Annotated in this window: 9 protein-coding genes; 6 read left to right on the forward strand and 3 right to left on the reverse strand. The window is 64.5% G+C overall.

What is annotated here, in order from left to right; all coding sequences use genetic code 11:
* Nucleotides 1-139: 139 nt before the first annotated feature.
* Entirely contained in the window at nt 140-2,458 is a 2,319-nt protein-coding gene (locus tag PJL15_RS09020; RefSeq protein ID WP_281450812.1) for a SulP family inorganic anion transporter, read from the reverse strand.
* A 234-nt stretch (nt 2,459-2,692) separates the two neighbouring features.
* On the opposite strand from PJL15_RS09020, the gene PJL15_RS09025 reads away from it, so the two are divergent.
* Genes PJL15_RS09025 through PJL15_RS09035 form a run of 3 tightly spaced genes read left to right on the forward strand, consistent with a single transcriptional unit; the run spans nt 2,693 to nt 5,987 of the window.
* Nucleotides 2,693-3,805 carry an acyl-CoA dehydrogenase family protein gene (locus PJL15_RS09025; protein ID WP_281450813.1) on the forward strand — a complete coding sequence of 371 codons (1,113 nt, stop codon included), beginning with the start codon at nt 2,693-2,695 and terminating at the stop codon, nt 3,803-3,805.
* The gene (locus PJL15_RS09030; RefSeq protein ID WP_281450814.1) at nt 3,799-5,199 is read left to right on the forward strand and encodes a bifunctional PIG-L family deacetylase/class I SAM-dependent methyltransferase; all 1,401 of its coding nucleotides are present in this window, start codon (nt 3,799-3,801) and stop codon (nt 5,197-5,199) included. Before PJL15_RS09025 ends, PJL15_RS09030 begins: the two co-directional genes overlap by 7 nt.
* Nucleotides 5,200-5,210: 11 nt before the next feature.
* Complete coding sequence (locus tag PJL15_RS09035) at nt 5,211-5,987, forward strand: glycosyltransferase (protein WP_281450815.1); 777 nt, start codon at nt 5,211-5,213, stop codon at nt 5,985-5,987.
* Here the strand turns inward: PJL15_RS09035 and PJL15_RS09040 are convergent.
* Nucleotides 5,984-6,562, reverse strand: coding sequence for an adenylate kinase (locus PJL15_RS09040; protein ID WP_281450816.1), 579 nt, complete (start codon nt 6,560-6,562; stop codon nt 5,984-5,986). The two genes, PJL15_RS09035 and PJL15_RS09040, sit on opposite strands and share 4 nt — an antisense overlap.
* Before the next feature lie 225 nt (nt 6,563-6,787).
* Here PJL15_RS09040 and PJL15_RS09045 point away from each other — a divergent pair, with 225 nt between their 5' ends.
* Entirely contained in the window at nt 6,788-9,460 is a 2,673-nt protein-coding gene (locus PJL15_RS09045; RefSeq protein WP_281450817.1) for a Tat pathway signal sequence domain protein, read from the forward strand.
* Between the two features lie 127 nt (nt 9,461-9,587).
* Here the strand turns inward: PJL15_RS09045 and PJL15_RS09050 are convergent, their stop codons facing one another.
* On the reverse strand, nt 9,588-10,466 hold the full coding sequence (locus PJL15_RS09050; RefSeq protein WP_281450818.1) for a MurR/RpiR family transcriptional regulator: 879 nt from the start codon (nt 10,464-10,466) through the stop codon (nt 9,588-9,590).
* Nucleotides 10,467-10,574: 108 nt separating this feature from the next.
* Here PJL15_RS09050 and PJL15_RS09055 point away from each other — a divergent pair, with 108 nt between their 5' ends.
* Entirely contained in the window at nt 10,575-11,969 is a 1,395-nt protein-coding gene (locus PJL15_RS09055) for an MFS transporter (RefSeq protein WP_281450819.1), read from the forward strand.
* 11 nt (nt 11,970-11,980) lie between these two features.
* On the forward strand, nt 11,981-12,493 hold the full coding sequence (locus tag PJL15_RS09060; protein ID WP_281450820.1) for a GAF domain-containing protein: 513 nt from the start codon (nt 11,981-11,983) through the stop codon (nt 12,491-12,493).
* The last annotated feature ends 1 nt before the right edge of the window (nt 12,494 follow it).

A 12,494-nucleotide genomic window follows, 5' to 3' on the forward strand; every position in this document is an offset into this window, starting at 1 on the left:
CGTACCCAGCGCTACGTCATCGAAACCTGGGGTGTACGGCCACCACCCACTTTGAAACTGAAACTGCCCCGGCACGCCGGGTGATACGGAGTGTCGGGGCAGTTTGCCGGCCAAAGTGGGTGGTGGCGGCCCGCGTGGGCTAACGAACGGCCATGCTCGGATCCAACTGTTCGATTCCCTCGGGGGTCACCAAGACCACCCGTGCCGTGCAGATGTCGTAGAACAGGCCGGTTGCCTGCACTTGGCCGGATGCCACAGCAGGGCCAGTGACGTGGTGTTCGGCCAGTTTGCCCAGTTGCATGGCCACATTCACCATGCTGAGCTGATCCAGTCGGCTGAATCCCTCAGCTTCGGCGGCCCGGGCCACGGGGTGTCCTGCGAGGAGTGCCTGGTAGCTGGGTCGCGCATGCTCAAGCCACGTATCGAAGCCGCGTCCCAAATCGGGAGCGGCACCCTCCGCATCGGCGATCACCGCTTTCATGGCTCCACAATTGGAGTGGCCGCAGACAACGATCGAGTCCACGGACAAGGCCTTCACGGCAAAGGCCAGCGTGGAGTCGATCGAGGCGTCATGGTCGTCGCTGCAGACAACGTTTCCGATGTTGCGCAGGGTCAGGAGATCTCCGGGGCCGCTGCTGGTGATGAGGTTCGGGTTCACCCGCGAATCAACGCACGCAACGAACAGGGTGTCGGGATTCTGCCCCTCGGTAAGATCCTGGACCAGGGGCCGGACCTTGTCCGCGTGCCGGCGATGGTACTTGTCGATGCCCAGGAGGATGGACCGCAGCGGCGGGTGCCGGTCGCCGTCGTCGTTCCCCTGGCCTGCCGCATCGGCGACCTGCCACGACGTGCGGGGCGGGAGCGGAAACTCGCGCGGTTCCTGACGCTGTGGGGTGTTGTCCTCGGCGTCGCTGAAGGCGGTTGTCCCGTGCTCTTCCACCACCACGGTGGCGCCGCTGTTGCCCTGCTGCTGTTCCCAGGCCACCAGGGCTTCGCGGAAGGCGTGGTCGAGGTAGTCGGCGTTGAGTTCCACCACGGCGTCCCGGCCTTCGGGCACGGAATGCAGAACGCGGTTGAGCCGTGGCAGGGCGAAGAAGCTGCACGAGCCGGCGATGGTCACGCGCCAGGGCAGACCGGGTCCGGCCGGGGCATGCGCGTGGATCTGGGCCCGGAGCACCCTCCACAGCACGCAGAGCGCGGCGAGGGCAAGCCCGATGATGACGCCCTCCAGCAGGTTGAGGGCCACGACGCACAGGAGCGTGACCGCGTAGACCAGGAGGTCGCCGGTGCGAAGACTGGTGCGGATGTCGGCAACCTTGATGAGCTTCGCGCCAATCACCAACAGCAAACCGGCCAGGACGGACAGTGGAATCAGTTGTATGAGACCTGCGAACAAGGCGGAAAACACCAGGACCCAAACGCCGTGCAGAATGGCCGACGTCCGGCTTTTGGCACCGGCTTCCACGTTGGTGGCGCTGCGGACGATTACACCGGTGACGGGCAGGCCGCCGAGCATCCCGGAGACCACATTTGCTGAGCCCTGGCCCACGAGTTCGCGGTTGAGGTTGGTCCGGATTCCGCCGTGCATCTTGTCCACGGCAACCGCGGAAAGCAGCGATTCAATGCTGGCAATGAGGGCCACGGTGATCACGGCCATGGCGGCGGCACGCCAGTTGCCATCGGGCAGGCTGGGGAGTGCGACGGCGTCGAAAATCGAACCAGTGAAGCTGATGCGCTCGACGCCCGGCGCCACTGCGACTGACAGCGCGGTGACAGCAACGACGGCGGCCAAGGGCCCTGGGACTTTTCGCATCGCGGCGGGGAGGAACTTCCAGGACAGCAGGATCGCGACGACGGCCAACCCCAGCAGTGCCGAATGCAGTTCGACATTGGTGATGGCGACGGGGATTTCGGTGAGGTTTTCGACGGCGGAGCCCGCAGCCTGGCCGCCGAGCAGCACGTGGAGTTGCTGCAAAATGATGGTGATTCCGATACCCGCGAGCATCGCTTTGACCACCACTGGCGACACTGCCAGCGCGGCCCGGCCTATCCGGCTGACGCCCATGAGCAGTTGTACGACGCCGGCCGCTGCGGTGATGGCGCAGGTCACCTGCCAGCCGAATTCGGCAACCAGACCGGCGACGACGACGGTCAGTCCCGCGGCGGGGCCGCTCACCTGCAGTGGGGAACCGCCGAGGCTGCCCGCGACAATTCCGCCCACGGCCGCTGCGATGAGACCCGCCATGATCGGCGCTCCCGAAGCGGCAGCGATGCCGAGGGACAGCGGAAGGGCTACGAGGAAAACAACCAGTGACGCGGGCAGGTCGGCACCCAGGTTGCTGAGGAAGCTGGGTTTGGTGCTGGGTTTGCTGGTGCCGGTGCTGGGTTTGCTGGTGCCGGCTCCCGGCGGGCTGTGGGAGTCGGTGGGGACTGTGGCGGATTCATTGGGTTGCGGCATTGGGTTCTCCTGGCTCGGAATGTGCTGACCCTTCCAAGCTACGGAACATGTCACGGTCGGTGACAATATGATGTGACAAGCGTGACAAAACTTGTGAAGATGCGGCGTCACGTGGGGACCAAGGGGAACTTTTGCCCGGGGCTGGTTCGTTGGGGGAAGGCTGATCCGTCTAAGCGGCGCCGGAAATCCACAATCCCGCCATACCCTAAGGGTCCTTAGCATAGGCTTGGGTTCATGAGCGCACCCGATCCCCAACCCGTACGCATCAGCTCCGCACCCGTGCAGCTCCAAGCCTTGGAGCCGGCCCTGGAAAAGATCAGCGCAGCAGTGGGCGACGTCCCGGCCCTGATCTCCATCGCCCGCGAAATCGGACACACGGCGCCCATGCCAGGAGAGGGCAGCACAGCCAAGCTCTGGGAACTCCTGGCATCGGTCACAGCTGTGGACGTCGCAGCGGGGAGAGTGCTGGAACCCCACCTGGATGCACTCGCGATCCTGGCCCAGTCCGGTGCTGGGATGGAGGCGACGGGCGCTTGGGGCGTCTTCGCTGCCGAGGGTCCGGGAATGAAGCTCGAAGCCAAGCGTGATGCCGCTGGAAACTACGTCCTCAATGGGTCGAAACCGTGGTGCTCCCTGGCCCAGCAACTGGACGGCGCGGTGATCACAGCACACACCGCGGACAACAACAGGGCGGCCTTCGCGGTGAACCTCAAGGACTCCGGCGTGGCTGCGGAAACCCCGGCCTGGACGGCCCGCGGCCTGCAGGAAATCCCCAGCGGTACGGTCCATTTCGACAACGTTCCCGTCGAGCCGATCGGCGGCGAGGGCTGGTACTTCAAACGCCCCGGCTTCGCGTGGGGCGGCATAGGGGTGGCCGCATGTTGGCTGGGCGGTGCAGTAACGCTGGCCCGGGATTACGCCACGGCCCTGGAGAAAGGCGCCGACAACGGCCGCGAACCTGACCAGATCGCACTGGCCACCTTGGGAGAAATAGACCGCACCATCAGCATGGTCACCGGCTATCTCGCCCAGGCCGCGGAACGGATCGACGGCGGCGAACTGGAGAGCGCCGACAGCGGCAGCCCGGACAGCGTCGGTGCGGGCAATACAAGCCAAGACGACCCAAGCGCTTGGAGCGAAGCCTTGTGCGTCCGCGGAACTGTTGCCGCCGCCGTCGAACGCATCCAGACCCTGGTGACCCAGAACCTGGGGCCGGGCCCGCTGGCGTTCAACGAGACTTACGGAAAGCGCATGGCTGACCTGTCGTTGTACATCCGGCAGCATCACGCCATGCGCGACGACGCCCAACTGGGCGCCCTGACGTTGAAAGGGGACCGCAGTTGGTGACTTTTACGCACGCAGATACCGGCACGTCCGAGTCGGACTGGGCCCGCAGCGGAGTGGCCGCCCTGCCGGAATTGCCGCTGAACGCGTCGGAACTCGCGACCATGACGTTCATAGTGCTGGCGGCGCATCCGGACGATGAAACCCTCGGCGCTGGCGGCTTTCTCGCCCAACTTCACGCAGCCGGCGCCCACATCAGGATCCTGCTCTGCACCGCCGGCGAGGCGTCGCACCCGCAATCGCCAACGACGACGCCGGAAGAGCTTGCCGCTGTCCGGCTCACAGAGTTCGACGCGGCTGTGTCCGGGCTGGCTCCGGGAGCGACGTGGAAGTTCCTGGAACTGCCCGACGGCCAACTGGCGGCCAACGCAGACAGGATCGCGGAGGCGCTACGGGACGCTATCGCAGCTTCAGGCTCAGCGGCGGAAAACGTCGCAATCGTGGCCCCCTATCGTTCCGACGGGCACACCGACCACGACACCCTGGGCGCCACGGCCGCGGAGGTCGCCGCCGGTGGTGGCCACAGCTTGTTGGAATACCCCATCTGGTACTGGCTGTGGGCGCGGCCGGACGATGAAAGCTGGCGGAGCTGGGTCCGGGTCCCGCTCACCAAACCGGAGCGGGCAGCCAAGGCAACCGCGATGCGCGCCCACGCCTCACAAACGGAGCCGCTGTCCCCGCAACCCGGCGATGAAACCCTGCTTTCAGGCACCTTCCTGGAACACTTCGCCAGGCCGTGGGAAACTTTCGTCTGGCACCCCTCGACGGCGGGCAGCAACAGCGCCAAGGACGCGGAGCGGATCTTCGACGAGGTCCATTCCCGGGAAGACGATCCCTGGAGCTACACGAGCAGTTGGTATGAACGCCGCAAGAGGGCCCTGACTTTGGCGGCCCTTCCCGAGGAATCCTACGAGTCGGGGCTGGAGCTGGGCTGTTCCATTGGCACGCTGAGCGAGGAACTCGCCAAGCGTTGCCGGACCTTCCTGGGAGTGGATGCCAGCGGCACGGCACTGGTGGAAGCCCGCAGGCGTCTTGCCGACTACCCGTCCGCTGAGGCCCGACACCTTACCATGCCGCATGAGTGGCCCGAGGGTACGTTCGATCTTGTGGCGCTGTCCGAGACGGGCTACTACCTCTCACCGGAGGAGCTCACCGAACTCTATGGCCGGATCCAGGCTTCCACCCGGCCCGGCGGGACATTGATCCTGTGTCACTGGCGGCACCCGATCTCCGGCTGGCAGCTCGACGCAGAAGCCGTCCATTCGATGGCCCGAACCCAGCTGCGATGGCCGACTCATGGGCTTTACCGCGAGAAGGATTTCGTTCTGGAAGTCCTTCTCGCACCGGGCGGCGAACCTGGCGGCGCCCCGGACGGCGCCCCGGACGGCGCGACGTGACAGGGCGCGTCATGACAGGTTCGGCGTCGCAGGGCATTTCGCAGGTGGCAGTAGTGATGCCCGCCCACAACGAGGACCAACACATCGGCAAAGCGCTGGCAGCACTTCGGACAGCAGCGGACGTACTGCAGCGGGAACACCCGGAAGTCCCGGCCCGGATCACCGTGGTGTTGGACAGCTGCACTGACCGATCGGCGGAAATAGCCGCCGCTTACGTGGCCGGCGATTCCAGGTTCAGCTCCGTGAACGTGACCTTGCGGAACGCCGGTGCCAGCCGCGGGTTTGGCATCCGGTCCGCATTGGCTTCCCGGCACCCTCTCGACGCCGCAAGCATTTGGTTCGCCAACACCGACGCCGATTCCGTTGTTCCGGCGAACTGGCTGTCGCGCCAGGTGGAACTCGCCAATCACGGAGCCGATGCCATCCTGGGTTCCGTCGAACCCGACCCCGAGGACGTGGACCCTGCGCTGCTTGAGCGGTGGCTGGAACTCCACCCGTTCCGCGAGGACCATCAACATATCTACGGCGCAAACTTTGGCGTCCGCGGCTCCGCCTATCTCGCCGTCGGCGGCTTTCCGCGGCTGAGGGCGCACGAGGATAAGGTCCTGGTGGAACGGCTCCGCGGCCGCGGCTTCCGCGTCGTTGCAACGGACACCATCCGCGTCCTGACTTCCGGGCGCACCCACGCCCGTGCTCCGGAGGGATTCGCGGCCTACCTCCGCACCCTCCGGGCCGGGCTCCCTGCGGCCGAACGAACGGCAACCGAGCTTCCTACGCCGACAGGTTAACTGGAGAGCGCTCCCTCGACGGCGGCAATCGCGGCGCTCGTGATGCTTTGACGCTCGCCGGATCCGTCAACACTGAGTACGATTCCGCGCTGCATGTAAGCCGTCAGCACAGCCTGCGTCTCATCCCGATACAGCTCCAAGCGACGCTGGATCACGTCCTCGGTGTCGTCACTGCGGCCCTGTTCTCCGGCACGCAGCAGCATGCGGGCCACCAGTTCATGGTCCGGGACACTCAGTGCCAGGACAGCTTCCAGGGGCTGCCCCCTCAGTGCGAGTAACTCGTCCAGTGCCCCGATCTGGATTACGGTCCGCGGATAGCCGTCCAGCAGGAAACCGTCGGCCGCGTCGGCTTCTTCCAGCCGCAGTTTGAGCATGTCCGTGGTGACGTGGTCCGGCACGAATTCACCGCGGTCCATGTAGCCGCCGGCTTCGAGGCCCAACCCGGTCTTGCCTCGGACGTGGGCACGGAACAGCTCTCCAGTGGAAATGGTGGGGATGCCGAAATGCTTCGCGATGTGAACGGCCTGGGTGCCTTTGCCTGACCCCGGAGGGCCCATGATGATGATTCGCGCCATGACACAGGTCCGTTTCGTGAGGCGGCCGGGACTTAGCCGGGACTTAAACGATACGCCTGGCAAGCAACGCGGGGTCACTTTTGGCCCATGTGAAGGTCAAACATGGGCCATAAGTGACCCCGCGTTGCTCTTAACGGCGTGTAGACCCTTGCGGCCAACGAAGGTCACGGGTAAGTTGTTGAAACGTCTCAAAGAAAGCGCTTTCCAAACTTAGGTGGAATCAGCATGACTCAAGCCAGGATCTCGTGGATCGACGACGAACCGCCGGTCAGGCTCAGCAGCGGCACAACGTGGGGCGTGCCGTTCCAACGCAACACCGTGCAGGACGCGGCAGCACTGACCGTCCTCGACCCCAACGGAAAAGCCGTCCCGGCCCAGGCCTGGCCACTGGCCACGTGGCCCGATGGCTCCCTCAAATGGGCGGGCATCGCCCTCGGCGCAACGGATCACCCGGCGCCTCACTACGACGTCACCACCCAGCCGCCCGCAACGTACGACGCCGGTCCGGCAGCCGCCGTCGTAACCTCAACTGAGGTGACGGTCACCGAGACGGAGCAATCAGTAACGGTCAACACCGGAACCGTTGAAATGGTCCTGTACCGCACTGGTCCGAGCCTGTTCAGCGAGCTTCGCCGCGATGGCGAAGTGGTGGCCCGGGACGGCAAGCTGGTGAGCCTGCTGCAGAGAGGCGTTCAAGAGGGTGCGGGCAGTACCACCCGCGACGCATTCACCGGGCACACCACCAGCATCACCGTCGAGCAACATGGTCCGGTCCGCGCCGTAATTCGGATCGAAGGGCAGCATCGCGCGGATGCCGGCGAGCGCCAATGGCTCCCATTCTCCGTTCGCTTCTACTTTTACGCCGGGGCACGGAATGTCCGGATGATGCACTCGTTCATCTGGGATGGCGACGCCGACCAAGACTTCCTTGCCGGGCTGGGTGTCCAGTTCACCATCCCCTTGGCCAGCGAGCTGCACGACAGGCACATCCGCATTGCCGGTGCGGACGGCGGTTTCCTGGTGGAAGCAGTCCGGGGCCTGACCGGATTGCGGCGTGACCCCGGCGAGGCAGTCCGCGCCGCGCAAATGGCCGGTCAGCCCACACCCCCGCTGAGCCAGTGGAGCCCGCTGGTCTCGGAGCGGCTCCACCTCATCCCCAGTTGGAACGACTACACGCTCGCCCAGCTCATGGCCGACGGCTTTGAGCTGCGCAAACGCACCGCTTCGGGCCATGGCTGGGTGGGCATCTCGGGGGGAACGAGGTCGGCCGGCTTCAGCTCGATCAGTGATCCACGCGGCGGCTTTGGCGTAGGCGTGAGGGACTTTTGGCAGTCACATCCGGGGCAGCTGGATATCCGCGATGCAGCCACGGACAACGCCACAATGACCGCGTGGCTCTACTCCCCCGAAGCCCAGCCCATGGACCTGCGCTTCTACCACGACGGCCTGGGCCAGAACACGTTCGAGGATCAGCTTGAGGCCCTGGAGATCACCTACGAGGACTACGAACCCGGCTTCGGAAATCCCCGCGGGATCGCCCGCACCCATGAGCTCACGCTGTTCGCTTACGACTCCACGCCGTCCACGGAAAGCCTCGCCGCGGATGCACAGGCAGCGTCCGCTCCCCCGGTGCTGCAGCCGTCGCCGTCGTACTTGCACTCGGCCGGCGTTTTCGGGGACTGGGACCCGGTGGATCGGAGCACCCCGGCCCGGGCGGCACTGGAGGACAAGCTGGACTTCCTCTTCGACTTCTACCAGGGCCAGACCGAGCAGCGGCGTTGGTACGGATTCTGGAACTACGGCGACGTCATGCACACCTACGACTCCGATCGGCACGTGTGGCGGTACGACGTCGGCGGTTACGCCTGGGACAACTCCGAACTCTCGCCCGACCTTTGGCTCTGGTACATGTACCTGCGCACCGGCCGCGCGGATGTCTTCCGCTTTGCCGAGGCCATGACCCGCCACACCGGAGAAGTGGATGTCTACCATTTGGGCCCCTGGCGCGGTTTGGGTTCCCGGCACAACGTGCAGCACTGGGGCTGCAGCGCCAAGCAACTGCGCATCAGCACCCCGGCCTACCGGCGGTTCTACTACTACCTGACGGCGGACGAACGCACGGGCGATCTCCTCACCGAACTCGTGGACAGCGACCAGAACTTCCTGGGGTTGGACCCGGTCCGCAAAGTAAGGCCCGACGCCGATACCTACCGCCCGGATCGCGGCGCCTTGGGTGTCGGGCTGGGTACGGATTGGGGCTCGTTGGCTGCCACCTGGCTCACGGACTGGGAACGTACGGGCAACCCCCGCTCACGTGACAGGTTGCTGGGCACAATGGCCGATATCGGCGCCCTCAAGTACGGCTTCCTCACGGGCGAAGCACTTTACGACCTGGACAAGGGAAGATTCGACGTCGGCCGCGAAGCCATCAGCGTCTCGCACCTGAGCGCCGTGTTTGGTTTAGTGGAAATCTGCAGCGAACTGGTCAGCCTGGTCCCGGATGCCGCCTTTGAAAGGGCGTGGATGCAGTACTGCCGCTTGTTCCTCGCATCCCCGCAAGAGCAGGCAGAAGAAGTTGGCCAACCCTTGGCCGGCATTTACTTGACGCAGGCCCACAGCAGGCTGACGGCCTATGCCGCGGCGAAGCTTGGCTCGGCCGGGCTTGCGTCCTTGGCGTGGGAAAGCTTCGCCGAAGGAGGCGAGAACCTCAATCACGCCGAGGCATTTACCCTGAAGAAAATCCTGCCGCCGTACGTGCTCCAACCGGTGGACGAGGCACCGACCGTCTCCACCAACGACACCGCGCAGTTCGGCTTGGCCGTCATTCAGAACCTGGCCCTCATCGGCGCGCACCTGCCGTCGGCGACGGGGGCGCCGCTGGAGGTTCCGGCGTCGTAAGCCTTGTACCGCCACCCCCCACTACCGATCCTCTCTCACGTAACCGCCCCTTCCCGGCGGCGCTCTCTCACCGGCAGAGAGAGGGTCGGCCTGAAGGGGCGGTTAGGTGAGAGACGGTCCGGGGGAGCTAGGAGCTGGAGCGCGGATGCATGATCCGCATCTGGTCCCACGTCCGCTCCGACGCCGCGATGTTCTGGTTGGACCGCTCACGGTCCAGGGAGGCAAGCTCGACGGCGATCGCCTGGACCGCGGCCACCGCACCTGTCAGGGAGGGGAAGAATCCCGCGCCTTCGGTGGGCACCACGATCCTGTGGTCCGCATGCACCGCCACCGGTGAGCCCGCGCTATCGGTGATGGAGACTATGGGCGTGCCCAGGTTATGCGCGATCTCGACCGCCCGCATGGTGCTGTCGTAGACCCTCCACAGGCTGATGGCTATGACCAGGTCCTCTGCACCTAGCCGCGCAATGGCGTTGGTGAGGGCGGCGACGTCGGCATCGAGGAGCCTGACGTTGTAGCCGGCAATGATGGCATTGTGCTCCAGCGCCTTGCCCGGGATGGCGTAACTGCCTGCCGCGACGATGAACGTCTGCCGTGCATCAGCGATCGCCTGGGCGATGTCATGGAGGGTGTGGGCGTCCAGGGTCCGCTCAAAATGGGCCAGATTGGCGCGGTCAGTGGAGACCGCAGCCTGTGCAGGACTACTGATGTGGCCGTTGTGTTCGGCTGCCACCTCCACTGCGCTCAGCGACGCCAGGAACCGTGAACGCAGCTCAAATTGGAAGTCAGCCCACCCCTTGAATCCCAGTGTTTGAGCGGTTCTGGTCACTGTTGAGGCATTGGACGCGGCAGCCCCGGCAATATCACTGACGGAGCCGTAGGAGGCGAGCCGAGGCTGGGATCGAAGGATGCCTACGACCTGCAATTGGCGTGCCGCAAGCTTCCGCCCCTGGACACGACTGTCCAGCCACTCGGTCAACGTTGACGAGTCGAAATCTTCTTCCACCTATTGACCTACCTCACACTTTGGTCGTAACTTCGATACATCACTTCTGCACAGATCCGTGCATATCCCTAAAAATGTACAACTTGGCCCACTTTGGCAGGAACCCCCATGTCACTCACAGCACGCCTGGATCGCCTGGCTCTCAGTCGACCACACTACAAGCTTCTCCTCATCGGTGGCCTTGGCTACTCGTTCGACGGTATGGACGGAGCAGTTGTCGCCTTCCTGCTCCCGCGCATCCAGGAACTATGGGGCCTCAGCACCGCCAGCCTCGGCCTGGTGGGCTCGGCAGCCCCGTTCGGCTTCTTCTTCGGCGCCATTCTGTCCGGTTGGCTGGGTGACCGCTTCGGCCGCAAGAAGGTGATGCTCTGGGCACTCGCGTTCTACTGCCTCATGTCCATCATTGCGGCCATGGCCCCCAATTTTGAGATCTTCCTGATTGCACGGATCTTTGCAGGATTGGGTGCAGGCGCCGAAAGCGTGATCATCGCACCGTTCCTGTCGGAGTTCATCCCTCCGAAGCGCCGCGGCTGGTTCATCGGAACGTTGGCCGGGTTCTTCTCCTTCGGCTTCGTGGCTGCCGCACTGATCGGACGGTTTGTTGTTCCAATGGGCGAGGACGGCTGGCGCTGGGCCCAGGTCATCACGGCAGTCCCGATCCTTCTGTTGCTTTGGTGGCGCCGCAGCCTTCCGGAATCCCCGCGCTTCCTCATCAGCCGCGGCCGCATAGCCGAAGCAACCGAAGTAGTGGATCGATTTGAGGAAAGCGTCGTCAAGGCTACTGGGAAACCTCTGGAGCCGTTGCCGGCCGCCGAAGAAGAGATCAACAAGCACGAGCAGAAGATCAGCATCTGGAACGCCCTGAAGTTCATGTGGTCCAGGGCAATGCGCCGCCGGACCGCAGTGATCTGGTTGATCTGGTTCGTCATCACCTTCTCCTACTACGGCTTCTTCTCCTGGATTCCCACCCTGCTTGTAGGCCGCGGCATCACCATCACCAAGAGCTTCGAGTTCTCAATCCTCATCTATCTGGCGCAGATTCCCGGCTACTTCTCCGCCGCTTGGTTGTGCGACCGGATTGACCGTAAGAACACCATCGCCCTGTACCTGGCGGGATCGGCCATCAGCGCCTTCTGGCTGAGCCAATCCAATGATTCCGGCATGATCCTGGCGGCCGCCGCCACGTTGTCCTTCTTCCTCAACGGAACCTATGCCGGCGTCTACGCCTACACACCCGAACTGTTCCCCACCTGGATGCGCGCCACCGGCGTTGGCCTGGCCAGCGCAGTGGGCCGCATCGGAAGCATCCTGGCACCGTCCATCATCGGCATCTTCGCCGCTTCCCTTGGTTTCGGCGGAGTGTTCACCATGACCACGGTGGTGCTGACCATCGGCGTCCTGGGCGTGGTGATCTTCGGAGCCTCTACTGCGGGCAAGTCATTGGAGGACATCAACGCGCGGGCCGAGCATGATCCGGCAGCGGCAGGGACAGCAAGCAAATGAGGGGAACCACCATGAAAACCGACACCACCTTTCAGCAGGCCTTCGACGCCCTGAGGCAAGACCCCGGCGTCGTCCTCTTCACCGCCCTCCAGTGGATCCCGCAGCGCTCCAGCCTGAAACGGCTCTTCACCAGCCACCCCGCTGAATATCCGACAGGCGGCGAGAAGACGGTCGAAATCTCCCCGGGCTGGCTGGGTACGGTCATAAAAGACAAGAAGCCGTTCCTCGCCCCCGACGTCGCCGCGCTCCGGGAAGTCTTTTCCGATTCCGAACTCATTCAGCAACTGGGCTGCGGAGCCGTCATCAACGCCCCGGTCCTGAACCCGAACGGCAACGTGGTGGGCGTCCTGGCCCTCCTGGACGCAGAAGGCAAGTACACGCAGCAAAGCGTGGACACCGCCGTCGGGATCATCCACCAAAACCTGGCCGATCTCGTGGCGGCCTTCGAAGCCCATCCCACCGAAACAGCCGAAGTACCTGAAGCAGCCGAAGTCCCTGATGTTCCCGGGAAGGACACCGTTTAGC

Source organism: Paenarthrobacter nitroguajacolicus, assembly GCF_029952445.1.
Lineage (GTDB): Bacteria > Actinomycetota > Actinomycetes > Actinomycetales > Micrococcaceae > Arthrobacter > Arthrobacter nitroguajacolicus_B.

What these genes read in the sequence shown, in the direction of transcription:
- PJL15_RS09020 (WP_281450812.1), bottom strand. Translation starts at nt 2,458, where the DNA reads ATGCCGCAACCCAATGAATCCGCCACAGTCCCCACCGACTCCCACAGC.
- PJL15_RS09025 (WP_281450813.1), top strand. Translation starts at nt 2,693, where the DNA reads ATGAGCGCACCCGATCCCCAACCCGTACGCATCAGCTCCGCACCCGTG.
- PJL15_RS09035 (WP_281450815.1), top strand. Translation starts at nt 5,211, where the DNA reads ATGACAGGTTCGGCGTCGCAGGGCATTTCGCAGGTGGCAGTAGTGATG.
- PJL15_RS09040 (WP_281450816.1), bottom strand. Translation starts at nt 6,562, where the DNA reads ATGGCGCGAATCATCATCATGGGCCCTCCGGGGTCAGGCAAAGGCACC.
- PJL15_RS09045 (WP_281450817.1), top strand. Translation starts at nt 6,788, where the DNA reads ATGACTCAAGCCAGGATCTCGTGGATCGACGACGAACCGCCGGTCAGG.
- PJL15_RS09055 (WP_281450819.1), top strand. Translation starts at nt 10,575, where the DNA reads ATGTCACTCACAGCACGCCTGGATCGCCTGGCTCTCAGTCGACCACAC.
- PJL15_RS09060 (WP_281450820.1), top strand. Translation starts at nt 11,981, where the DNA reads ATGAAAACCGACACCACCTTTCAGCAGGCCTTCGACGCCCTGAGGCAA.